The 23,818-nt window shown below is 61.0% G+C and carries 22 protein-coding genes and 1 pseudogene; 6 read left to right on the top strand and 17 right to left on the bottom strand.

What is annotated here, in order from left to right:
• Window positions 1–199: 199 nt before the first annotated feature.
• Complete coding sequence (locus tag ACM6I6_RS22830) at window positions 200–961, bottom strand: SDR family oxidoreductase (RefSeq protein ID WP_008062892.1); 762 nt, start codon at window positions 959–961, stop codon at window positions 200–202.
• Between the two features lie 234 nt (window positions 962–1,195).
• Here ACM6I6_RS22830 and ACM6I6_RS22825 point away from each other — a divergent pair, with 234 nt between their 5' ends.
• Window positions 1,196–2,200 (top strand): NADP-dependent oxidoreductase, encoded by a 1,005-nt coding sequence (locus tag ACM6I6_RS22825; RefSeq protein WP_274072935.1) that lies wholly within the window; start codon window positions 1,196–1,198, stop codon window positions 2,198–2,200.
• A gap of 105 nt (window positions 2,201–2,305) precedes the next feature.
• Here the strand turns inward: ACM6I6_RS22825 and pyrF are convergent, their stop codons facing one another.
• The 10 genes from pyrF to ACM6I6_RS22775 all read right to left on the bottom strand — a co-directional run bounded on the left by pyrF (window position 2,306) and on the right by ACM6I6_RS22775 (window position 11,090).
• Entirely contained in the window at window positions 2,306–3,004 is a 699-nt protein-coding gene (gene pyrF / locus ACM6I6_RS22820) for an orotidine-5'-phosphate decarboxylase (protein ID WP_414920748.1), read from the bottom strand.
• A gap of 146 nt (window positions 3,005–3,150) precedes the next feature.
• Entirely contained in the window at window positions 3,151–4,203 is a 1,053-nt protein-coding gene (locus ACM6I6_RS22815) for an AI-2E family transporter (protein WP_274072933.1), read from the bottom strand.
• A 70-nt stretch (window positions 4,204–4,273) separates the two neighbouring features.
• Window positions 4,274–5,080 carry a DUF4892 domain-containing protein gene (locus tag ACM6I6_RS22810; protein WP_414920747.1) on the bottom strand — a complete coding sequence of 269 codons (807 nt, stop codon included), beginning with the start codon at window positions 5,078–5,080 and terminating at the stop codon, window positions 4,274–4,276.
• Window positions 5,081–5,198: 118 nt separating this feature from the next.
• Complete coding sequence (locus tag ACM6I6_RS22805; RefSeq protein WP_274072931.1) at window positions 5,199–6,053, bottom strand: alpha/beta hydrolase; 855 nt, start codon at window positions 6,051–6,053, stop codon at window positions 5,199–5,201.
• Window positions 6,050–6,856, bottom strand: a complete 807-nt coding sequence (locus ACM6I6_RS22800; RefSeq protein WP_414920746.1) for an alpha/beta fold hydrolase — start codon at window positions 6,854–6,856, stop codon at window positions 6,050–6,052. Before ACM6I6_RS22800 ends, ACM6I6_RS22805 begins: the two co-directional genes overlap by 4 nt.
• A gap of 113 nt (window positions 6,857–6,969) precedes the next feature.
• Window positions 6,970–7,413, bottom strand: a complete 444-nt coding sequence (locus ACM6I6_RS22795; protein WP_274072929.1) for a hotdog fold thioesterase — start codon at window positions 7,411–7,413, stop codon at window positions 6,970–6,972.
• Window positions 7,414–7,445: 32 nt separating this feature from the next.
• Window positions 7,446–9,101: an AMP-binding protein gene (locus tag ACM6I6_RS22790; RefSeq protein WP_414920745.1), complete on the bottom strand. Its 1,656-nt coding sequence runs from the start codon at window positions 9,099–9,101 to the stop codon at window positions 7,446–7,448.
• Window positions 9,102–9,235: 134 nt separating this feature from the next.
• Window positions 9,236–9,691, bottom strand: coding sequence for a phosphohistidine phosphatase SixA (gene sixA, locus ACM6I6_RS22785; RefSeq protein WP_274072927.1), 456 nt, complete (start codon window positions 9,689–9,691; stop codon window positions 9,236–9,238).
• Window positions 9,688–10,035 (bottom strand): DUF4389 domain-containing protein, encoded by a 348-nt coding sequence (locus ACM6I6_RS22780; protein ID WP_274072926.1) that lies wholly within the window; start codon window positions 10,033–10,035, stop codon window positions 9,688–9,690. Before ACM6I6_RS22780 ends, sixA begins: the two co-directional genes overlap by 4 nt.
• A gap of 29 nt (window positions 10,036–10,064) precedes the next feature.
• Complete coding sequence (locus ACM6I6_RS22775; RefSeq protein ID WP_274072925.1) at window positions 10,065–11,090, bottom strand: NAD(P)H-dependent glycerol-3-phosphate dehydrogenase; 1,026 nt, start codon at window positions 11,088–11,090, stop codon at window positions 10,065–10,067.
• A gap of 261 nt (window positions 11,091–11,351) precedes the next feature.
• Here ACM6I6_RS22775 and ACM6I6_RS22770 point away from each other — a divergent pair, with 261 nt between their 5' ends.
• The 5 genes from ACM6I6_RS22770 to ACM6I6_RS22750 all read left to right on the top strand — a co-directional run bounded on the left by ACM6I6_RS22770 (window position 11,352) and on the right by ACM6I6_RS22750 (window position 16,686).
• Entirely contained in the window at window positions 11,352–12,284 is a 933-nt protein-coding gene (locus ACM6I6_RS22770; RefSeq protein WP_414920744.1) for an ABC transporter substrate-binding protein, read from the top strand.
• The gene (locus ACM6I6_RS22765; protein WP_274072923.1) at window positions 12,281–14,182 is read left to right on the top strand and encodes an ATP-binding protein; all 1,902 of its coding nucleotides are present in this window, start codon (window positions 12,281–12,283) and stop codon (window positions 14,180–14,182) included. Before ACM6I6_RS22770 ends, ACM6I6_RS22765 begins: the two co-directional genes overlap by 4 nt.
• Before the next feature lie 247 nt (window positions 14,183–14,429).
• A complete protein-coding gene (gene fabA, locus ACM6I6_RS22760; protein WP_003179264.1) occupies window positions 14,430–14,945 on the top strand; it encodes a 3-hydroxyacyl-[acyl-carrier-protein] dehydratase FabA in 516 nt (171 codons plus the stop codon).
• Window positions 14,946–14,956: 11 nt separating this feature from the next.
• Window positions 14,957–16,177 (top strand): beta-ketoacyl-ACP synthase I, encoded by a 1,221-nt coding sequence (fabB, locus tag ACM6I6_RS22755; RefSeq protein WP_015096439.1) that lies wholly within the window; start codon window positions 14,957–14,959, stop codon window positions 16,175–16,177.
• A 320-nt stretch (window positions 16,178–16,497) separates the two neighbouring features.
• Window positions 16,498–16,686 carry a hypothetical protein gene (locus tag ACM6I6_RS22750; RefSeq protein ID WP_274072922.1) on the top strand — a complete coding sequence of 63 codons (189 nt, stop codon included), beginning with the start codon at window positions 16,498–16,500 and terminating at the stop codon, window positions 16,684–16,686.
• 109 nt (window positions 16,687–16,795) lie between these two features.
• On the opposite strand, the gene ACM6I6_RS22745 is transcribed toward ACM6I6_RS22750, so the two are convergent.
• The 6 genes and pseudogenes from ACM6I6_RS22745 to ACM6I6_RS22720 all read right to left on the bottom strand — a co-directional run.
• The gene (locus tag ACM6I6_RS22745) at window positions 16,796–17,338 is read right to left on the bottom strand and encodes a DUF2058 domain-containing protein (RefSeq protein ID WP_274072921.1); all 543 of its coding nucleotides are present in this window, start codon (window positions 17,336–17,338) and stop codon (window positions 16,796–16,798) included.
• 28 nt (window positions 17,339–17,366) lie between these two features.
• Window positions 17,367–18,200 (bottom strand): nucleoside triphosphate pyrophosphohydrolase, encoded by an 834-nt coding sequence (gene mazG, locus ACM6I6_RS22740; RefSeq protein ID WP_274072920.1) that lies wholly within the window; start codon window positions 18,198–18,200, stop codon window positions 17,367–17,369.
• A gap of 132 nt (window positions 18,201–18,332) precedes the next feature.
• The gene (gene relA / locus ACM6I6_RS22735; RefSeq protein WP_274072919.1) at window positions 18,333–20,576 is read right to left on the bottom strand and encodes a GTP diphosphokinase; all 2,244 of its coding nucleotides are present in this window, start codon (window positions 20,574–20,576) and stop codon (window positions 18,333–18,335) included.
• Window positions 20,577–20,697: 121 nt separating this feature from the next.
• A complete protein-coding gene (rlmD, locus tag ACM6I6_RS22730) occupies window positions 20,698–22,050 on the bottom strand; it encodes a 23S rRNA (uracil(1939)-C(5))-methyltransferase RlmD (protein WP_414920743.1) in 1,353 nt (450 codons plus the stop codon).
• Complete coding sequence (cysM, locus tag ACM6I6_RS22725) at window positions 22,050–22,952, bottom strand: cysteine synthase CysM (RefSeq protein WP_274072917.1); 903 nt, start codon at window positions 22,950–22,952, stop codon at window positions 22,050–22,052. The genes rlmD and cysM overlap by 1 nt, the downstream gene beginning before the upstream one ends.
• 137 nt (window positions 22,953–23,089) lie before the next feature.
• Window positions 23,090–23,770, bottom strand: a pseudogene (locus tag ACM6I6_RS22720) (PDDEXK nuclease domain-containing protein); the annotation flags it as partial.
• Between the last annotated feature and the right edge of the window lie 48 nt (window positions 23,771–23,818).

Raw genomic sequence — 23,818 nt, 5'->3', positions numbered from 1 at the left:
AACCCGACACCCAGTTTTTTTGCCATACCGAGGTTGGCAAAACGTCCTTGCACGGCCGAAATCATTGCACTCAGTCCCCCGCCATTATCAATAGCGGCAGAGTCGCAACGGGCCTTTGGCAACACAAGTCTCTGGCGTCGCAATAATGGCAAAAAGCTACGCCCCCGTCGTTTTCAGAACACTGGAGGTCGATCCGCAATCAAAACGCCGTAACCCCGCCATCCACGGCCAATGAGTGCCCCGTGGTGAACGCCGCGCCATCGCTGCACAGGTACAGCACCGCGCTGGCGATTTCCTCGACCTTGCCGATGCGACCCACCGGGTGCATGGCATTGGCGAACTCGCCTTTCTTCGGGTCTGCTTCGTAAGCGCGGCGGAACATGTCGGTGTCGATCACCGCCGGGCACACGGCATTGACGCGGATTTTTTTCTTGGCGTATTCAATCGCGGCCGATTTGGTCAGGCCGATGACCGCGTGCTTGGACGCCGCGTAGATGCTCATCTTCGGTGCAGCCCCGAGACCGGCCACAGAAGCCGTGTTGACGATTGCACCGCCGCCCTGGGCCAGCAACAAAGGCAGTTGATACTTCATGCACAACCACACGCCTTTGACGTTGACGCCCATGATCGCGTCGAACTCGTCGACCGTACCCTCGGCCAGTTTGCCCTTCTCGATCTCGATGCCGGCGTTGTTGAAGGCATAGTCGAGACGGCCGTAGGTATTGACCACTTCATCCATCAGATTTTTTACATCGCTTTCCAGCGTCACGTTGCAACGCACGAACGTCGCTTCGCCGCCTGCCGTGCGGATCAGCGCTACCGTGCCCTCACCGCCCGCGGTGTCCATGTCGGCCACCACCACCTTCAGGCCTTCGGCGGCAAACGCCTGGGCCGTGGCCCGGCCGATGCCGGCTGCCGCGCCTGTCACTACGGCCACCTGGCCGGAAAACGTCATGCTCATTGTTCTGTCCTCGAAGAGAAGTTTGCGGGGGTCGCGTTTTTCCAGCATAGCCAGAGCCCCCGCCGCCAGGCAGCACTATCAGAAGGCCGGTTGAGTCCCCATGCATCGCAGTGATGGAACTACCGTACCAACTATCACTGCACTGGATCAGAGCGTATTCGCCGCATCAGCCGAACTTGCGACATCGACCCTGAGGGTCTATCAACAAGGTTTCATTCATCCTGAGTGCCTGCCATGACGTCCCAGACCAATCGCCAATTTCTCCTCGCCAAACGCCCGGTGGGGGCCGCGACCCGGGAAACCTTCACCTATCAGGAAGTACCGGTCGGCGAACCGGCTGCAGGCCAGATCCTGGTCAAGAACGAATACCTGTCCCTGGACCCGGCCATGCGCGGCTGGATGAACGAAGGCAAGTCCTACATCCCGCCGGTCGGTCTTGGCGAAGTGATGCGCGCGTTGGGAGTGGGCAGGGTCGTGGCCTCGAACAACCCCGGGTTCGCAGTCGGTGACTACGTCAACGGCGCCCTCGGCGTGCAGGATTATTTCCTCGGCGAGCCGCGCGGGTTCTACAAGGTTGATCCGCAACTGGCGCCGCTGCCGCGCTACCTGTCCGCGCTGGGCATGACCGGCATGACCGCGTATTTCGCGTTGCTCGACGTGGGTGCGCCCAAGGCCGGCGATACGGTCGTACTGTCGGGCGCTGCGGGGGCGGTGGGCAGCATTGCCGGGCAGATTGCCAAGATCAAGGGCTGTCGGGTCGTCGGCATCGCCGGCGGCGCGGACAAGTGCCGGTTCCTCATCGACGAACTGGGGTTTGACGGCGTCATCGACTACAAGAATGAGGATGTCGTTGCCGGCCTCAAGCGCGAATGCCCGAAAGGCGTCGATGTGTATTTCGATAACGTGGGCGGCGATATCCTCGACGCGGTGTTGAGCCGCCTGAACATGAAAGCCCGGGTGGTGATCTGTGGCGCCATCAGCCAGTACAACAACAAGGAAGCGGTCAAGGGCCCGGCCAACTACCTGTCGTTGCTGGTCAACCGTGCGCGCATGGAAGGTTTTGTGGTGATGGACTACGCCGCGCAGTTCGCCGCCGCCGGACAGGAAATGGCCGGCTGGATGGCCAAGGGGCAGCTCAAGAGCAAGGAAGATATTGTGGAGGGACTGGAGACGTTCCCGGAGACGCTGATGAAATTGTTCAGCGGGGAGAATTTTGGGAAGTTGGTCCTGAAAATCTGAAGCTGTTCTGTAGGAGCCGGCTTGCTGGCGATGCGGGCGCCGCGGTCATTCAGATAAACCGCGGCGCCTGCATCGCCAGCAAGCCGGCTCCTACAGGTTTGGCATTTAGGCGAGTTCGGACACTACCGAAGCCAACGCCTTGGCCGGATCCGCCGCCTGGCTGATCGGACGGCCGATCACCAGGTAATCGGAACCGGCAACCAGCGCCTGGCGTGGGGTCAAGATGCGGCGTTGATCGTCCTGGGCGCTGCCCGCCGGACGAATCCCCGGGGTCACCAGTTGCAGCGACGGGTGCGCCGCTTTCAGCGCCTGGGCTTCCAGGGCCGAGCACACCAGCCCATCCATCCCGGCTTTTTCCGCCAGTGCGGCCAGGCGCAACACCTGCTCTTGCGGCTCGATGTCCAGACCGATCCCTGCCAGGTCCTCACGCTCCATGCTGGTCAGCACGGTCACGCCGATCAGCAATGGCTGCGGGCCGCTGCGCTTGTCCAGCACTTCACGGCAAGCCGCCATCATGCGCAGGCCACCGGAGCAATGCACGTTGACCATCCACACGCCCATCTCCGCTGCCGCTTTCACGGCCATCGCGGTGGTGTTGGGGATGTCATGGAACTTGAGGTCGAGGAACACTTCGAAACCCTTGTCACGCAGGGTGCCGACGATTTCCGAAGCACAGCTGGTAAACAGTTCCTTACCGACTTTGACCCGGCACAGTTTCGGGTCCAACTGATCGGCCAGCTTCAGTGCGGCGTCACGGGTAGGGAAATCCAGGGCGACGATGATGGGAGTCTGGCAGGCGGACATGAGTGGGCTCTCAGGCAAGTCGAAATCGGCGCGCATTGTAGCGGAAGCAACGGCCCTGCGGGACCCGATGATCGGTAAATCGTCGAGAACGCTCAGGCAAGACTAGTCTCTGCGGCAATTGTGTCGAGTTCGATACAGTCCACTGCTCAGCGACGGTCATCGACCCGCGCCTGGCTCTTGCTCCAATCGGTCAACAGGCTATAAGCCACGGCCAGCAAGGTCGGGCCGATAAACAGGCCAATGAATCCAAACGCGATCAAGCCGCCAAACACCCCAAGCAACACGATCACCAGCGGTAGATTCCCGCCCCGGCTGATCAGGTAAGGCTTGAGCACGTTGTCCACGCCACTGATGATGAACATGCCCCAGATGCCGAGGAACACCGCCATTCCGTAGTCGCCCTTCCAAACCAGCCAGGCAGTGGCCGGAATCCATACCAGCGGCGGCCCCATGGGAATCAGGCTGAGCATGAAGGTCACGATACCGAGCACCAACGCCCCGGGAACGCCGGCAATCAGGAAGCCGATCAGCGCCAGCACGGCCTGGGCCGCGGCGGTGCCGATCACACCGTTCACCACCCGTTGCACCGTGCCCGCCACCAGCTCGATGTAATACCCGGCACGGTGGCCGATCAGGCGCTCCAGCAAACCATGGACAAAGGCCGCCAACCGCGGGCCGTCGCGGTAGAAAAAAAACACGAAGACAATGCTCAGGGTCAGTTCGAGAATGCCGCTGCCAATCTGCGCGCTACGCGCCAGCAACCAGTTGCCGACCTGCCCCAGATAAGGCTTGAGCGACACCATCATCGCCGCGCCCTGCTGATCGATGCTGTTCCAGATCACCACCAGCCGCTCGCCCACCAGGGGAATGCTGCCCAGCCAGGTCGGCGCTTCAGGCAGGCCGTCGACCTGCACATCCTTGATGAACGCCGTGGCGTCGCGCACATGGTCCGCCAGGTTGAACCCGAGCCACACCAGGGGTGCCGCCACCAGCACCATCCAGCCCACGGTCAGCAAGGCTGCCGCCAGGGATTCGCGGCCATTGAGCCAGCGGGTCAGCAGGCGCATCAGTGGCCAACTGGCAAAGGCCAGTACTGCGCCCCAGAACAGGGCCGACCAGAACGGCGCCATCACCCAGAAGCTCGCGCCAAACAGCACCAGGAGCAGGATCTGCACCAACAGCCGATCGTTATTGATCATCACAGTCTCGAAAAAATCATGTCAGCAAAAAGAGTAGGCGAACACGCCCCGCGTGTTCGCCGTATAACGCCTAGCGCAGCAGTTTGATATGCAGGCCGGAACCGGCGACAGCACCGGTTTCCATCCGTGCCGCACGTACGCCCTGCTCGATCAGCGACTGACGCCAGGCTTCGGCATTGGGGCCGGAGACACTGACTCGCAAGGTGGTGTCCAGGTTCAGTCCCCGGGAGATCAAACGCAGCCAGGTGTCATCGGGTGTTTCAGTGAGCTTGGGGAAGTCGAGTTCGCCGGTGCTCTTGAGCTCGCGCAGCAAGGTCGCGGAGGTCGGCAGCAAATCCCCCAGCGGGGCGACGGCGTCGAATTGTTCGACGTGCAGATAAGCTTTGCGATTACCCCGGGTGATGCTGTAAAGCGCCACCAGGGTATTGTCCCGAGGAGCGGCCAGGCGTAACAGCAGGTACGCCTGCTCATTATCGGCGCCATAGAGCTTGGCGTTGCTGAACACTTCGTTGGCCCACAGGCTGCTTTCGCCGCAATCGCGAGCCTGGCACCAGAACAGCAACTGCGCGTCCTGCTGCTGCAGCGCTTCGCGCGCTGCGGTGAAGGCCTCGGTCGACGAATGCTCCGCCGGCAACTCGTAGGTCACCGACGTGACATTCCCACGGGCACTGACCTGGCCGTCAAAGCGCAACTGGCCGCTGATCTTGCGAATCGAGCCGAGGGGGTAGATCCGCTCCAGCTCTGCCGCAGGGCGATAGTCGACGATCTGCGCATCGGTCATGCGCGGCACGATCGGCAGGTCCTGACTGCCGGGCAGATCGGCGGCTAACGATAGAGGACTGAAACAACAGAGCATCAGCAAACTGAATGAGCGCATGGATAGACTCATCGGATCAGCACGACCTTGTGGCCAATCGGGGGCGCAGCGGTGTAGAGGTCTATCATGGTTGTCTCCCTTTTCAACCCGCCCAGCCTCGACAGTTGCCCGGCGCAAGTCAAGGAATGACGAAGAACCGATTGAAACAGTCTGCGACAAGATCCGCGCCGGCTTCATCATTCAGGTGCAAATGATGGCCGCCTGGCAGCTGTTCACGGCTAAAGGGTAGACGCTCCAGCAACTCGTGGTGCTTGGCGAGCATGCCGTCCGCGGCGACCACCAGTTTCGCCGGGCAGGCGATCCGCTGGACGAAGGCCATGGCCTGCTCGGTGGTCAGGCGCAGTGGCGACGGCAGCGTGAGGCGATTGTCGGTGCGCCAGGTGTAGCCGCCCGGCACCGGCATCAGGCCACGCTGGGCCAGCAGCTCGGCGGCTTCGCGACTGACCGCCACCAGGCCTTTCATGCGTGCTTCGATGGCGCGGTCGAGGGTGCTGTAGACCGGCTTGCGCTTTTCCCGCAGGTCCAGCTGCGCCTGCAGGGCCATGCCCATGCGTTCGGCAGCGTTTTCGCCTTTGTCCGTGGGAGGAATGACGCCGTCAATCAACGCCAGGTGGGTGACACGCTCCGGAAACGAGCCGGCAATGATCAACGATGCGATGGCGCCCATCGAATGCCCAAGCAACGCAAACCGCTTCAGCCCAAGCTGCTCTGCCACTTGCAACACATCGTGGGCATAGTCCCACATGGCGTAACCGGCGCCCGGCGGGCGGTGCCCCGAGTGCCCGTGACCGGCCATGTCCAGGGCGATGATGCGCAGGCCTTTGAGCTTCGGTGCCAGGCGGGCGAAGCTGTTGGCGTTGTCCAGCCAGCCATGCAGGGCAATCACCGGCAAACCGTCTTCGGGACCAAACAAGTGCGCCGCCAGCTCGATATGCGGCAGGCTCAGGCGGACTTCTTCGACGACATGGCTCATGCGCAATCCTGCTGTTGGCGACCGTCCCAGCGGCTGAACAGGTTTTTCAGCAGCGTGGCCGTGTCCTGCGGGCGTTCCAGGGGAAACATGTGACCGCCAGGCATGCACAGTGATTCGCCCTGGGGCATGCGCCCGACCGAACTGGCATGATGGCGCATCACCACACGACTGTTACGCCCGCGCACCACCGCCAGTGGCACTTTCAGCTGCCGGGTGCTGCCAGGACTGGTGTGCGGCACGCCACGGTAGATGCAGATTTCCGTGGCCGGGTCGAAACGCAGGCGCAGCTTGTCGCCAACCTTGTGCAAACCGTGTTGCAGATAAGCGTCGAAGCATTCCGGGTCGAAGCTGCGAAACAGGGTCTTGCCGGCGAAATAACGGCGGGCGCTGTCGAGGTCGGCGAATTCTTCACGACGTCCCAGGGTGCGACCGGCAGGGGTCAGGCGGTCGATGAAACCGAAACGCTTGGCCGCGCGGATGACCCATTGATCGGTGCGGGTCAGCACCGGCGAATCGAGCATCACCACACCGCGATACAACTCCGGGCAACGCAACGCCGCGTGCAGATGCAGTACGCCGCCGAAGGAATGACCGACGCCCCACACCGGCTCCGGCTGTTGCTGCAGGTGGTGGATCAGTTCATCCACCAGGTTGTACCAGTTGTCGTCCGCCGGGAAACGCGGGTCGTGGGCGTGCTGCTCCAGATGCGTCACCTGATATTCGGGCGCCAGTGCCGCGAACAATTTGCCATAGGTACCCGAAGGAAACCCGTTGGCGTGGGCGAAAAATATCTGTTGCGACATACGGGTCGATCCATCAACGAAAACAGAGGTCGATTGTCCGCAAGACCACGTCCCGCAGCAATGACCGTAACTGACAGGAATGATGACAGTCCGGTCAAAGCCATGGCTGGCGATCAACGCGCTGGCGGATTCTCGCCCAAAGGCACCACCGCCATGGTCAGCCGCGACACGCAACTGGCTTTGCCTTCATCACTGGTCAGACGGATATCCCAGACATGGGTCGTTCGCCCGATGTGAATCGCCTTGGCCACCGCCGTCACCCGCCCGCTGCGCAGACCGCGCAAATGGTTGGCGTTGATTTCCAGGCCCACACAATAGAATTTGCTGGTATCGATGCACAGGTAGCTGGCCATGGAACCGACGGATTCAGCCAGCACGACGGAAGCGCCGCCATGCAGCAAGCCATAAGGCTGGTGGGTGCGATGATCGACGACCATGCTCGCCGTCAGGGACTCTTCATCGAAGGCTTCGAAACGAATGTCCAGCACTTCGCCGATAGTGTTTTTCTGGATGGCATTCAACTGTTCGATGTTCGGAGCGGTACGCCACAGACTCATAGCAGATTTTCCTTGTTGATTTTGTTCGTGACTCAATCCTGCCACAGCACCGCTTCGCTGTGCTCGCTCCATTCTTCGAAGCGGGCGCCGTAAGCGGCTTCGATCACGTTGCGCTTGATCTTCAGGGTCGGCGTGAGAAAGCCGTTTTCCACCGCCCAGCTGTCCTTGACCACTACCAGTCGGCGCAAGCGTTCGTGCTTGTCGAGGGCGTTGTTGACCTCTTCCAGCAGTCTTTCCAGGCTTGAATGCAATCCGGCCCGCGCCTCCTGTTGCCCGACGGCCGAGAGCACGCACAGGCCCAGCGGCGCACTCAAGCCATCACCGACCACGCACACCTGCTCGATGCGCGAATGCACCGCCAGGCGGTTTTCGATGGGGGCCGGGGCCACGTACTTGCCTTTGCTGGTCTTGAAGATCTCCTTCAGGCGCCCGGTCAGGCGCAGGTTGCCTTCGGCGTCTTCCTCGCCCTTGTCGCCGGTGCGCAGGAAGCCGTCCTCGGTGAGGGTGTCGGCGGTTTTCTGCGGCTCCTTGAAATAGCCGAGCATGGTCGCGCCGCTGCGCACCATGACCTCACCCGATTCGTCGATGCGCACCTCGACGCCCGGGCAAGGCTTGCCGATCCAGCCCGGTTTGTTCTGTCCCGGCAGGCAAATATGCGAGTAACCGCAGCTTTCCGTCATGCCGTAGACCTCCAGCACGTCCAGTCCGAGTTTGCGGTACCACAGCAGCAAGCTCAGCGGCACCGGGGCGGCACCGGACAGGGCTACGCGCAAGGCATCGAGCCCCAACCCGGCGAGGACTTTGTGCCCGACCCGCTTGCCGATAATCGGCAGGCCGAGCAGGAAATCCAGGCGCTTTGCCGGAATCTTGCTGTACACGCCCATCTGGAATTTGGTCCAGATGCGCGGCACGCCAAACAGCGCCGTTGGCCGGGCACGCCGAAGATCAGTCAGGAAGGTATCGAGACTTTCGGCAAAAAAAACGCTTTGCCCCGTATAGATCGAAGCCAATTCAACGAACATCCGTTCGGCAACGTGGCACAACGGCAAATACGACAACAATCGATCCGACTCATTCAGGCCGAACAGTTGCGTGCCGCGCGTGGTGGCGAACCCCAGATTGCCGAAGCTGTGCATCACGCCCTTGGGCATGCCGGTGGTACCGGACGTGTAGATGATGGTCGCCAGTTGATTAGCGGCGGGCTTGGGATCGTCCTGGATCGGCGAGCTGCGTTGCAGGTCGGTCCAGCTGAAATCGAAGGTGCCAGGCGGGTGCAGTGGCAGGCTGATGGTCGGCAGATCGGGATTGACGCCCCGCGACATGCCAGGCCAGTCGTCGAGCTTGCCGATGAAGGCCAGCGTCGCTTCAGAGTGTTCGAGCACCTGGGCCAACGATTCGGCGGTGAGGTTGGGGTACAACGGCACCGAGACATGCCCGGCCATCCAGATCGCCAGATCGGCAATGATCCAGTGTGCGCAATTTTTAGAGATGAGGGCGATGTGACTGCCTTGAGGCAGTTCCCGCGACCGCAGCCAATGGGCCGCGCAACGAGCCTGGTGACCGACGTCCTCCCAGGTCAGGGTCTCGACCTGCCCACCGCCCACTGGCTGGACAAGAAAGCGCTGGCGGGGATGACGGGCCTCGCGCTCGTAGAAGATGTCCAGGGGCAAACGAGAAGCAGCAGGCATGGGACTCGCTCCTTTATTTTGGTCTGGAGCAAGCGTAGTCAACCAAGCAAGTGCTTGGTTAACTTTTTTAGAGAATCAAGAGCAAAAGATCGCAGCCTGCGGCAGCTCCTGCAAAAGGCTGCGATCCATTGCTTTTACGGGTGCTTGATACCGTTGAGCTTCATGGAGCCGACCAACAGTTCATCGCCCTTGAGTTCCGCCAGGCCGGCAGTGCCGACTCTCTCCGGCGGGTGCCCGGCACCATGTTGCAGGTAACTCAGCAGATTCCCCACCAAGGGGTTGTGACTGACCAGCAGCACGTCGCTGACCGCGACCATCTGTTCGGCCACTTTGTCCGGTTCCGTGTCAGGTGTCAGCCATTCAACAGTGCGGATTTCCGGTTCGAAACCCAACGCGTCTCGCACCAGTTGCGCGGTTTGCTGCGCTCGCAGGTACGGACTGGCGTAGATGGCGGTCAGCGGCTGGCCGATCAAATTTGCAGCGGTGCGCAGCACTTCCTCACGTCCGTGCTCCGTCAATTCCCGCTCCGAATCGTGGGGCTTGGAACCGTGTGGCACGGCTTCCCCATGACGCAATACCCAGAGTTTCATAGTTTGGGTTCCTCATCCCGGGCCGGATGTGGCGCAGGCGCCACGGCGTGGGGCGCTTCACCTTCCGGCGTACGCGGCGTCGGCCAATCGGCGAACGGCCAGGGTTTCTGGTCGCTATGAAAACTGCCGAAACGACCGATCTGTGCCAGGAACTGGCTCAGACTGTCGCCGAAGTTCATCAGGCTGGCGCTCGGGGCGCCATAAATCAAACGATAGATCAACTGCACCAGCACCACAGCGCCAAGCATGAACTGCGCCACCTGCCACACCAGCAGGAACACCACCATCCACAGCACTCGAAGCAGAATGGACTCGTATCTGGCTTCTACTTTTTGATCACTCATGTCTCGCTCCGTTCCTGTGAAGTAGTTTTTCAGTTGAAGCCGCTGGTAGAGATAAAGTCGACATCGGTCTTTGGCTCGCCGCGCATCAGCAGCCCGATCACCTGCTCCAGCGTGCGCCCTTCGAACAGAATGGCGTGCAGCCCGGCGACCAACGGCATGTACACGCCAACCTCCTGGGACTTGGCCTTGAGCACCTTGAGCGTATTCACGCCTTCGGCGACTTCGCCCAGGCGATTGACCGCCTCGTCGAGGCTCAAGCCCTGGCCGAGGGCGAACCCGACCTGATAGTTGCGGCTTTTTGGCGACGAGCAGGTCACGATCAGGTCGCCCACGCCCGCGAGGCCAAGGAACGTCATCGGGTTGGCGCCCTGATTCACCGCGAAGCGCGTCATTTCCGCCAGCGCCCGGGTAATCAGCATGCTCTTGGTGTTTTCGCCCATGCCCATCGCCACCGCCATGCCGGCGATGATCGCGTAGACGTTTTTCAACGCCCCGCCCAGTTCCACGCCAAAACGGTCGGCGCTGGCATACACACGAAAGGTGCGGCCGTGCAACACCTCCTGGACCTCCTGGCAGAGCTCTTCGTCTTCACTGGCAACCACCGTGGCGGTCAACGCGTGCTCGGCGATTTCACGGGCCAGGTTCGGACCGGACAACACACCAATGCGTGCCAGTGGCGCGATTTCTTCGAGAATCTGGCTCATCAGCTTGAACGTGTGGGCTTCGATGCCCTTGGTCAGGCTCACCAGCATCTTGCCGCTCAAGCGATCGGCGTGCGGGGCCAGCACCGAGCGCAATGCGCTGGAAGGGAGTGCAACGAAACTCAGTTCGCAGGCCTCCAGGGTGGCCAGCAGATCGTTGACCGGTGTCACGCCGGGCAGAATCTTGATGCCTTTGAGGTAACGCGGGTTCTCGCGATTGACCCGGATGGCCTCGGCCTGTTCGGGGTCCCGCATCCATTGCAGGACTTGATGACCATTTTCTGCCAGCAGGTTAGCCACGGCGGTACCAAAACTTCCGCCTCCCAAGACCGCGATCGGGCGCTGTTCAGTCATATGCAATCCATTAATCCAATACCAGTGGCGATGCCGGCATTATACGGCGCGCCCCCGTGTCGACCAGTCCCTGCTTCAATTACCGACGTGCAGGGGAAGAAGTCCGGCAAAACCGAAGAAAATGCCTACATCGCGACTGGAAAACTCATCGGGCTCGGTTAACATGCGCGCCATCATTCGTTAACAAGAATGCGGCAATTATCAACAATAACTATAAAGAGCGTCAGATGATGTATTTCAGCGCAGAGCTGGCGTTTTAACATGCCCCATCGTCCGTCACGGAAGACGCCACCCCTTGGCCATCTGCTGGCCATGGTCTGCCTGATATTCGGTGGCTGGCTCAACAGCCTGTCGGCCCACGCCGCGGACATTCTCCTGATCGGTGTCGACGACAGCCCCGGCATGCACTCTTTTGCCCAGGCCCTAAGGCAATTGCGTCCGGCCGACAGCGTGCGCTTCCAGCCGCTGGCCAGCCTGCCGCCACCGGGCAAGCTGCCAGCGGACACCCGCTTGATCCTGCTCGACCTGCCCAGCCTCGACTGGCGCCTGCAGGACAGCCGAGGCCCGGCGACACTGGTGCTGTGCATCAGCCGCGTGCAGGCACGGCAACATCTGGGGCACGCCCTGCCCGCGCACCTCAGCCTGCTTTGGAGTGATCCGCCACTGGACCGGCAATTGCGCCTCACCCGCGTGCTGCTGCCCCAGGCCAAACGGATTGGCGTGCTGTACGACGGCCATAGCGAGTTCCTGTTGCGGGAACTGCGCCAGGCCGCCCACCCCCTCGGGCTTGAGGTAGTCACCGAGCGCTGGGACAACACCGAGGACAGTCGCCCTTTGCAGGCGTTGCTGGACAACAGCGATGCATTACTGGGTCTGGACGACCCTGGCCTGTACAACTCGAAAACCGCGAAGAACCTGTTGCTCAGCAGCTATGCTCGACAACGGGCCTTGATCGGCCCGAATGCAGGGTTCGTCAAGGCCGGGAGCCTGGCCAGTACCTACAGCGATCACGGCGACTGGCTGGCGACTCTCGATGAACTGCTCGACCAGCCGCCCGCCACGTGGCCCCGCTCGCAGTACCCACAGCGCTTCAAAGTCGCGAGCAATGCGCAGGTGTCTCGTTCCCTGGATCTTGAACAGGTCAACGATGCGTCTGTCGCAATGCTGCTGGCAGAAGGAGAACGCCATCCATGACCTTCCGTCGCCGCTGGGACATCAGTACCCGCACCCAGATCATCAGCCTCGGCCCTGCCCTGCTGCTGACGTTGCTGTTGATCAGCTTCTTCACCTTCGTGCGGATCCAGGACCTGCGCCAGGAGCTCAACCATACCGGCCAGTTGATTGCCAACCAATTGGCACCGGCCACCGAATACGGGGTGATTTCGGGCAATAACGAGGTCCTCGAAAGCCTGCTCAAGGCCACACTGGCCACGCCCAACGTGCGGTTCCTGGAGGTGCAGGACAGCGCCAACCGGATTCTGGTGTACGTCGAACAACCCTCGGCCAGCTACCAGCAGCCGCATCAGGTCGAAGTGTTCCAGGCCCCCGTGCGGCTGCAACGGATCGCCCTGCACAATGATTTTTTCCAGGACCGCAAAGCGGCCCCAACGACTCCCGCCGAGGATTACCTGGGCCGGGTGATCGTCGGCCTGTCCAATGATGCATTCAGCCAGCGCCAGCAGGAGATCCTGCTCAAGGCCGGCATCCTGGCGCTGTTCGCCTTGCTGTTTACCTTCCTGGTCGCCCGACGCCTGGCCTCGAGCCTGTCGCAACCGCTGCGCGATATCGGCAATGCAGTCAAGGCGATCCAGGCCGGCGACTATAAAACGCCGCTGCCTATCGTCGACGACACTGAACTCGGCGCCCTGTCGCAACACATCAACAACCTTGCCAGGGGCCTTGAGCAAGCCAGTCACGAACAACATCAGGCCATGGCGCAGCTGATCCAGACCCGCGAGGAAGCGGAAAAAGCCAACAACGCCAAGTCGGATTTCCTCGCCATGATGAGCCACGAACTGCGCACGCCGATGAATGGTGTGCTGGGCATGCTGCAGTTGCTGGAAACCACCGAGATGACCGAAGAGCAGTTCGAATACGCCGCGCTGGCTTCGGAATCCACCGAGCACCTGCTTAAAGTCATCAATGACATCCTGGATTTTTCCCGTATCGAACGTTCGGAACTGGAACTGGAACATATTCCCTTCAACCTCGCGGACCTGATCGCCAGTTGCGCCCAGTCATTCCAGCACAGCGCCGTGCAACGCGGGCTCGACCTGCAGTTGCAGATTCCGGTGGACATGCGCGCGCTGCAGGTTCAGGGCGATCCGACGCGCATCCGGCAAATACTGGTCAATCTGGTCGGCAATGCACTGAAGTTTACCGAGCAGGGCCGGGTCTCCATCGAGCCGCAGTGGCAGTCCCTGGATCACGAACTGCTGTGGTTCACCTGCACGGTACGCGACAGCGGCATTGGCATTCCCCCCGAGAGCCTGGAATTGATGTTCGACGCGTTTCAGCAAGCCGACAGTTCCATTTCAAGACGCTACGGTGGCACTGGCCTTGGCCTGCCGATTGCGCGAACACTCGCCGAACGCATGGGCGGCACCTTGCGCGCCCAGAGCGAACAAGGCCGTGGTTCGATGTTCACCCTGGAAATTCCGCTGGCGTTGTCTCAACAGGCCTTGCCGGCGCGGGTACCGCGCGTATCGACCCACAAGGGCGACGGCGAAGGGCGCAATGTGCTGCTGGTCGAGGACAATCCGGTCAACCAGACGGTGATCGAAGCCATGTTGCGCAGCCTGGGCTTTACTGTCAGCGTCGCCGCCGATGGCGCACAGGCGGTGCGCAGTGCCGAGAGCCTGATTTTCGAAGCCATATTGATGGACTGCCGATTGCCGATCATCGACGGCTATGAGGCCACCCGCCAGATCCGTGAACTGCCCGGCTGCACCGACTTGCCGATCATTGCCCTGACCGCCAACGCCTTGCAGGGAGATCGTGAAGCCTGCTTGTCGGCAGGAATGAACGATTACCTGGCCAAGCCCTTCAAACGAACTGATCTTCAGCAAATTCTGCAGCGATGGGTGCAGTAGTACAGGCCTTTCGAGCATCTGCGACTGGCGTGAAAGGCGAAAGTGCGGCAGTCTTAGGCACCCGTACAAGTCCGAAATTGGGCTTGATTAAAAATTTCAGTGCACAAGTGTACATTCATGTCCTTGGTACTGTGACTTTCACTACAACGCAATAGTCTATGAGTAGGCTGCCGGTTCGAGGCATGAATGCTTCGATCGGCCGGGAAGATTTGCCCCACCTGCCGCATGGGACTATTGAGGAGCTCGCATGACCAAACAAAACGCCTTTACCCGGGAAGACCTGCTGCGCTGCAGTCGCGGTGAGCTGTTCGGCCCAGGTAACGCGCAACTGCCCGCCCCGAACATGCTGATGGTCGATCGCATCACCCTGATCAGCGAAGAAGGTGGCAAGTACGGCAAAGGTGAATTGGTCGCCGAGCTGGATATCACTCCGGACCTGTGGTTCTTCGCCTGCCACTTCGAAGGCGATCCGGTGATGCCGGGCTGCCTGGGCCTCGACGCCATGTGGCAACTGGTCGGCTTCTTCCTGGGCTGGCAAGGCCTGCCGGGCCGTGGTCGCGCCCTGGGATCGGGCGAAGTGAAATTCTTCGGCCAGGTCCTGCCGACCGCCAAGAAAGTCACCTATAACATTCATATCAAGCGTGTCCTCAAAGGCAAGCTGAACCTGGCCATCGCCGACGGTTCGGTGACTGTCGACGGTCGCGAAATCTATACCGCCGAAGGCCTCCGGGTCGGCGTGTTCACCTCCACTGACAACTTCTAAGGGTTATCCGCATGCGCCGCGTCGTTATCACTGGTCTGGGCATTGTTTCGTGCCTGGGCAATGACAAAGAGACCGTCTCCGCTAACCTGCGTGCAAGCCGCCCTGGCATCCGGTTCAACCCGGAATATGCCGAAATGGGTCTGCGTAGCCAGGTTTCCGGCTCCATTGACCTCAACCTTGAAGAACTGATCGATCGCAAGATCTATCGCTTCGTCGGCCACGCGGCAGCTTATGCCTACCTGGCCATGAAAGACGCCATCACTGACTCCGGCCTGACCGAAGAGCAGGTGTCCAACCCGCGTACCGGCCTGATCGCCGGTTCCGGTGGCGCATCGACCCTGAACCAGATGGAAGCGCTGGACATCCTGCGCGAGAAAGGCGTCAAGCGCGTCGGCCCATACCGCGTAACGCGGACCATGAGCAGCACCGTATCCGCCTGCCTGGCCACGCCGTTCAAGATCAAGGGCCTGAACTACTCCATCGCGTCTGCCTGCGCCACCAGTGCTCACTGCATCGGTACCGCCATGGAACAGATCCAGATGGGCAAGCAGGACATCGTTTTCGCCGGCGGCGGTGAAGAAGAACACTGGAGCCAGTCGTTCCTGTTCGACGCCATGGGCGCCCTGTCCAGCAAGCGCAACGACACCCCGGAACAAGCCTCCCGCGCCTACGACGCCGACCGTGACGGTTTTGTCATCGCTGGCGGTGGCGGCATGGTCGTGGTTGAAGAGCTGGAACACGCCCTGGCCCGCGGCGCAAAAATCTACGCGGAAATCGTTGGCTACGGCGCGACCTCCGACGGCTACGACATGGTTGCCCCAAGCGGCGAAGGCGCGATCCGCTGCATGCAGCAGGCGCTGTCCACCGTCGACACCCCGATCGACTACCTGAACACCCACGGCACTTCGACTCCGGTCGGCGACGTCGCGGAAATGAAAGGTGTGCGTGAAGTGTTCGGCGACAAGGCTCCGGCCATCAGCTCCACCAAGAGCCTGTCGGGTCACTCCCTGGGCGCCGCCGGCGTTCACGAAGCGATCTACTGCATGCTGATGATGGAAGGCAACTTCATTGCCGGCTCCGCCAACATCGACGAGCTGGACCCTGAAGTGGCTGACCTGCCGGTGCTGACCAAGACCCGCGAAAACGCCACCATCAACACCGTGATGAGCAACAGCTTCGGTTTCGGCGGCACCAACGCCACGCTGGTACTGAAGCGCTGGGAAGGCAAGTAATTCCCCGCTGCTGAGCCGCACATGAAAACGCCCCGACTGGTTCGGGGCGTTTTTTTTGCCTTAGGTAATTGGAGCAACTCTGCGCTCCATGTGGGAGCGGGTCAGCGTTTTGCCCACAAGGCTTGGGCATGGAGATGAAGCTTTTGTCATGAAACTTAAGGCCCTGCGACTGAATGTCGCGGTTTCCGTGGGCTGCAGGACTGTTGCCGTTTTTGCAAGAAACCCTTTCCAAACTCAGTCGTTTACTTAGCAAGCTACCAAACTCTATAACAGAGTCCTGCACATGCCTTGCTGCAGATAACAGAGATTGGAGCTAGCAGATGACTGTAAAAGTAACTGAACGCGACGATTCACGTATGTCCCACGAAGGCGTAGCCGCCGGTGTGCGGATCTGGGATGTGTACCAACAAGACCTGCTGGTCGGGATGTTCCACTCCGAAACTGACGCCCACAGTTACAAGGCCGAACTGGAAACCCTGGAGCAGCAACGAGAACTACGCTCCGCCTGAGCAATTGTAGGAGCGAGCTTGCTCGCGATGGACTAAAGAGCGCCGCGTTTAGCCAGTAAACACGCGTTATCGTTAACGACCATCGCGAGCAAGCTCGCTCCTACATCGCTTACCACATCAGATCGTCAGGGATCTGATAGGCCGCGTACGGATCGTCCTCGGCGGCGACTTCTTCGGTCTGCACATTCAGCTGCACGATACGTTGCGGATCGCGCTCCTGGATCTTCAGGGCCGCTTCCCGGGGGATCACTTCATAACCGCCGGCGTGATGCACGATGGCCAGCGAACCGTTGCTCAGCTTGTTGCGCATCAGGCTGTTGACCGAGAGACGCTTGACCTTCTTGTCGTCGACGAAGTTGTAGTAGTCCTCGGTCGTCAGTTTCGGCAGGCGCGTGGCTTCGATCAATTGCTTGACCTGTGCTACGCGGGCTTTCGCCTCGGCCTTTTCCTGCTGCTGACGGTTGAGCTCCTGATCGCGCTTGACCTTCTCGGCCATCGCTTCCTGAGCCGCACGCTGCTGGGAGTCGTCCAGTTCGATCTGGCCTTTGTGGGCCAGGCGCTGCTGCTTCTGTTTGTCTTTGCTGACCTGCTTGGCCTGCTTCTGGTTGACCAGCCCTGCTTTGAGCAACTGGTCGCGAAGGGAAATGCTCATGGTGCTTATTACTCACTTAGGCAACTGCTCAACCGCAGCTGGGCACATTCTTTTCCTGGCGTTTGGCTTCACCCCACAGGGCGTCCAACTCTTCGAGGGTGCAATCTTCCATGGGACGGTGGGTGTCGCGCAATGCCTGTTCGATAAAACGGAAGCGTCGTTCGAACTTGCCGTTGGCGCCACGCAGCGCGGTTTCCGGGTCGACCTTGAGATGCCTGGCCAGATTGACCACGGAAAACAGCAGGTCGCCGATCTCGTCGGCCACGGCCTCTGGATCGTTTTCCGACATGGCCTCGAGGACTTCATCGAGTTCTTCACGGACTTTATCAAGCACCGGCAATGCATCGGGCCAGTCGAAACCGACCTGCCCTGCTCGCTTCTGCAATTTTGCCGAGCGGGACAACGCCGGCAATGCTGCCGGGACATCATCGAGCAAGGACAGCTGTTGCGGTGCGCTGGAGCTCTCTGCGCGCTCCTCGGCCTTGATCTCTTCCCAGCGCTGCTTGACCTGTTCCTCACTCAGGCGCGGGACATCCATAGGCGCGTACAGATCACCCGTGGGGAATACGTGTGGATGACGGCGAATCAACTTGCGCGTGATGCCATCGACCACGCCAGCGAACTCGAAGCGTCCTTCCTCCCGGGCCAGCTGGCTGTAATAAACCACCTGGAACAGCAGGTCGCCCAACTCACCCTGCAGGTGATCGAAGTCACCGCGCTCGATGGCGTCGGCGACTTCATAGGCTTCCTCGAGGGTGTGCGGGACGATGGTGGCGTAGGTTTGCCTGATGTCCCACGGGCAACCGTACTGCGGGTCGCGCAGGCGGTTCATCAGGTGCAATAAATCTTCAAGGCTGTACATCAATCCCTCTCATGATAAAGCTCCCCTGTGGGAGCGGGCTTGCTCGCGAAGAGGCCGGCACATTCAAAATTGATGCGTATGGCAAATCGCTTTCGCGAGCAAGCCCGCTCCCACATTGGATTGGCGCTGATCTCAAGGGGTTCGGTTACGCCGGGTTTCGATGATGTTCGGCAGCTGGGAAATCCGCCCAAGCAACCGCCCAAGCGCGTCCAGCCCCGGAATCTCGATGGTCAGGGACATCAGCGCGGTGTTGTCCTCCTTGTTCGAGCGGGTATTGACCGCCAGCACGTTGATCCGCTCGTTGAGCAGCACCTGCGAGACGTCACGCAGCAATCCGGAACGGTCGTAGGCACGGATGACGATGTCCACCGGATAGGTGAGCACCGGCACCGGCCCCCAGCTGACCTGAATGATCCGCTCCGGCTCGCGCCCGCCTAACTGCAGCACCGAGGCACAATCCTGACGGTGGATGCTCACGCCGCGGCCCTGGGTGATGTAGCCGACGATTGCATCCCCCGGCAGCGGCTGGCAGCAACCGGCCATCTGGGTCATCAGGTTGCCCACGCCCTGGATCTGAATGTCGCCACGCTTGCCTGGCTTGTAGCCGGTAGCCTTGCGTGGAATCAGTTCCAGCTGTTCGTTGCCGCGTTCCGGCTCGACCAGTTGCTGCGCCAGGTTGACCAGTTGCGCCAGGCGCAAATCGCCGGCACCGAGGGCAGCGAACATGTCCTCGGCGGTCTTCATGTTGGCCTTGTCGGCCAGCTTGTCGAAGTCCACCTGCGGCAGGCCGAGGCGATTGAGTTCGCGCTCGAGCAGGGTTTTACCGGCGGCGACGTTCTGGTCGCGCGCCTGCAGCTTGAACCAGTGAACGATCTTCGCCCGCGCCCGCGAGGTGGTGATGTAACCCAGGTTCGGGTTCAGCCAGTCGCGGCTCGGCGTGCCGTGCTTGCTGGTGATGATCTCGACCTGTTCACCGGTTTGCAGGCTGTAGTTGAGCGGCACGATGCGCCCGTTGATCTTGGCGCCGCGGCAGTTGTGACCGATCTCGGTGTGGACGCGGTAGGCGAAGTCCAGTGGCGTCGCGCCCTTGGGCAAGTCGATGGCGTGACCGTCCGGGGTAAAGATGTAGACCCGGTCGGGTTCGATATCGACCCGCAGCTGTTCGGCCAACCCGCCAATGTCGCCCAGCTCTTCGTGCCACTCGAGCACCTGACGCAGCCAGGAGATTTTCTCTTCGTAGTGATTGGAGCCGGACTTGACGTCGGTGCCCTTGTAGCGCCAGTGCGCGCAAACGCCAAGCTCGGCCTCTTCATGCATGGCGTGGGTGCGGATCTGCACCTCCAGCACCTTGCCCTCGGGCCCGATCACCGCGGTATGCAATGAGCGATAGCCGTTCTCTTTCGGGTTGGCGATGTAGTCGTCGAACTCTTTCGGGATGTGCCGCCACAGGGTGTGGACAATGCCGAGCGCGGTGTAGCAGTCGCGCATTTCCGGCACGAGTACCCGCACGGCGCGCACGTCGTAGATCTGGCTGAACTCCAGGCCCTTGCGCTGCATTTTGCGCCAGATCGAATAGATGTGCTTGGCCCGACCGCTGATGTCGGCATCGACGCCGGTGGCCTGCAATTCGTTCTTCAGCTGACTCATCACGTCGCTGATGAAGCGCTCGCGATCCAGACGCCGCTCGTGCAGCAACTTGGCGATCTGCTTGTATTGGTCAGGCTCGAGGTAACGGAAGGACAAGTCCTCCAGCTCCCACTTGATGTGGCCGATACCCAGGCGGTGGGCCAGTGGCGCGTAGATGTCGAACACCTCGCGAGCCACGCGGTTGCGCTTCTCGTCGTCGGCGGTCTTCACCGCACGGATCGCGCAGGTGCGCTCGGCCAGCTTGATCAGGGCCACGCGCACGTCGTCGACCATGGCCACGAGCATCTTGCGCAGGTTTTCCACCTGGCCCTGGGTGCCCATCACCATGGATTTGCGCGGGCTCAAGCTGTCACTGATCGCCGCCATGCGCTGCACGCCGTCGATCAGTTTGGCGACCACCGGGCCGAAGCGCTGGCTGACCGTGGGCAACGGGATCTGGCCTTCGCGTACGCCCCGGTACAAGACCGCGGCCACCAGCGAATCCTGATCGAGCTTGAGGTCGGCGAGGATCTCGGCGATCTCCAGGCCCGTGCGGAAACTCGAGTTGCCTTCGGTCCACAGATTCTTAGCCGCATTGGCTTGTTGTTCGGCCTCGCGAGCGAACTCGCAGGCTTCTTTCAAGGCTTCGCGATCCAGTGCCAGATCGACACTGACCGCGTGATCGAGCCAAGCCTCGAGATTGATACTGCCGTCGGTGTTGATCGGCTGGTGTGCTCTCACCTGTACCATCTTGCTTACCTTCCCTACGACGCAGATTCAATGCGTCAAATCGCTGACCTTCGTTGCCCATGAGCCCACATCGGGCTGGTACGCGGCTGCACGGGCGGGCCAGTCGGACCAGACGAGCGTCCTAGCTCGCTTCAAATAACGCCATGGCCTCGACATGTGCCGTCTGAGGAAACATATCGAGAATCCCGGCACGTTTTAACCGGTAGCCCTGCTTGATCAATTCGACCGTGTCGCGCGCCAGGGTCGCAGGGTTGCACGACACATACACCAACCGCTCGGCCCCCAGGGACTTGAGCTTGCGCACGACCTCGAAAGCGCCGTCACGCGGTGGGTCCAAGAGTACCGCACAAAAGCCTTCGCCGGCCCATTCGGCATCGGTCAAAGGCTGGGATAAATCGGCCTGAAAAAATTTCGCGTTATGCAGATTGTTGCTGATCGCATTCGCGGCGGCGCGATCGACCATCACCTGCACCCCCTCCACCGCCACGACTTCGCGAACGGCTTTGGCCAACGGCAAGGCAAAGTTACCCAACCCACAGAATAGATCGAGAACGCGTTCATCGGCTTGCGGTTTCAGCCATTCCAGCGCCTGGGCGACCATCGCTTCGTTGACCCCGGCATTGACCTGGATGAAATCCCCCGGTCGGTACGCCAGATTCAGGTCCCACTGTTCAAGACGATAGCCCAGGGACTGCTCGGCCTCGACCGGATGCGGCTCGCCGTCACCGTGCAACCACAACTGGGCGTGATGGAACGCGCAGAAATCCTTGAGGATGGTCATGTCGCTTTCGGACAACGGCGCCATGTGGCGCAGCAATACCGCCAACGATGAACCGCTGAACAATTCCACGTGACCCAGTGCTTGAGGTTTACTCAAGCGCCGCAGCATTTCCGGCAAGCGGGCCATGATCGGTTGCAAGGGCTGTACCAGCACCGGGCAATCATCGATGCCGACAATGTCCTGGCTGCCAGCGGCACGGAAACCGACTTCGAGTTTTTTCGCCTTCATGTCCCAACGCACCGCCACCCGGGCGCGACGGCGGTAGGCGAATTCCGGACCGCTCAATGGCGCGGCCCACTCTTCGGGCTCGACGCCTGCGACCTTGGACAATTGCTCGGCGAGCATGCGCTGTTTCAGGGCGAGTTGTTCGTTATGGGGCAGATGCTGCACGCTGCAGCCGCCGCAGCGACCGGCGTGGGCACAGGGTGCGGGCCGACGCAGTTCGCTGGCCTTGAACACCCGCTCGGTACGCGCTTCGACCACTTTGCCGTGGGCGCCGAGCACCCGCGCCTCGATCTCTTCACCGGCCAGTGCGCCGATGACGAACCAGGTACGCCCTTCGAAAAACGCGATACCACGACCGTCATTGGCCAGGCGCTCGATGCTCAGGCGCTGCTTTTTGCCGGTCGGGACTTGCGGGGCCTTGCTGCCGCCGGTGGGCTGGAAGCGCAGGCCTCTCTCGTGCTTGGCCATCAGTTGGGCGCGTCGAAAATGCCGGTCGACAGATAACGGTCGCCACGGTCGCAGATGATCGCGACGATCACCGCGTTTTCAACTTCTTTGGACAGGCGCAGCATCGCTGCCACCGCCCCGCCCGAGGACACGCCACAGAAGATGCCTTCTTCGCGGGCCAGGCGCCGGGTGACGTCTTCGGCTTCGCTTTGCGCCATGTCGACGATACGGTCGACGCGCTCGGCTTGATAAATTTTCGGCAGGTATTCCTGCGGCCAACGGCGGATGCCGGGAATGGCTGAGCCTTCCATCGGTTGCAGGCCGATGATCTGCACGCTGTCGCTCTGCTCTTTCAAGTAGCGCGAGACGCCCATGATCGTGCCGGTGGTGCCCATGGAGCTGACGAAATGGGTGATGGTGCCCTGGGTCTGGCGCCAGATTTCCGGACCGGTGGTGGTGTAGTGCGCCTCGGGGTTGTCACCGTTGGCGAACTGATCCAGCACCTTGCCACGGCCTTCGGCCTCCATGCGCTGGGCGAGGTCGCGGGCACCTTCCATGCCCTCCTCCTGGCTGACCAGGATAAGCTCGGCGCCATAGGCAGTCATCGCCGCCTTGCGTTCGGCGCTGGAGTTGTCCGGCATGATCAGGATCATCTTGTAACCCTTGATCGCGGCGGCCATGGCCAGCGCAATCCCGGTATTACCGGAAGTCGCTTCGATCAGCGTATCGCCGGCATGGATCTGCCCGCGCAACTCGGCGCGGGTGATCATCGACAGCGCCGGACGGTCCTTGACCGAACCCGCCGGGTTATTCCCTTCGAGCTTGAGCAAAAGGGTATTGCTGGTGGCGCCGGGCAGGCGCTGCAAACGGACCAGCGGAGTGTTGCCGACGCAATCGGCGATGGTTGGGTACTGCAAGGTCATGGCGTATTCGCAATCCAGACTGCGGGGGCGCCTATCATACCGGCAAACCATCCAAGGCCATATCACGCAAAGTGCGGTGCTTATGGCTTGTGGGAATAAGGGTGGCTTACAACGCAAAACTTGAAGCCGCTTCTCCGTCCTCTCCTTGCGGTGTATTCGGAGCCGACAAAGCAGAAATCGCGGCCAAGCTCACTCAAGAACTGCTTGAGGCGCCCCAGCAAGCCCCGATGCAGATCGGTTTCGGCGTGGGCGCCGGGCAAGTCGAGAAATTCGACCATGTAGGCGTCGCGGAATATCTCTAACGCGCAGGGGTGGGTTTGTTTCAGAACCGCGGAAACTTTGGCCGGCTGGGTCACGCTGCGTTCAAACAGCGCTGTCTTGAACTGACGCTCCAGCTCGCGCTTTGACCATTTTTCCTGAACGGCCATTCGCAGGTAAAACTCGCGCTCTTCCGGGCGTTTGCTCTGGCCGAAGATGATCACGTTGTGGGACCAGGACAATTGTCGCGCCAGTGGTGCGACTTTTTCTTCTGCGCAGTAAATCTCATAAAACTGGCGCATGCGGAACAAATTCGAGCGAGTGAAGCCACGCAAACCGGGCTGAGTCTGAGCCAGATGCACAGCCAGTTGACCGACCACGGAATCACCCCATTCGGCATTCTCCAGCTTGCGGCTGATATAGGCACCCACCTGCCAGTACAACTCGATCAGCTGGGTATTCACCGCCTGCATAGCCTGGCGCCTGGCACTTTGAATCAGCGCAAGCACTTCGTTGAAACGATCGTCGGTTTTGCTTGCGGGAGCGAAGGGTACGGTCATGCCTGGATCCTTGTACACGAGTAAAAGCGTGAGCTTAAACCGCCAGGG

This window comes from Pseudomonas sp. IT-P218 (genome assembly GCF_949767605.1).
Classification (GTDB): Bacteria; Pseudomonadota; Gammaproteobacteria; order Pseudomonadales; family Pseudomonadaceae; genus Aquipseudomonas; species Aquipseudomonas putida_AE.
This window is presented reverse-complemented; position numbering and strand designations above follow the sequence as displayed.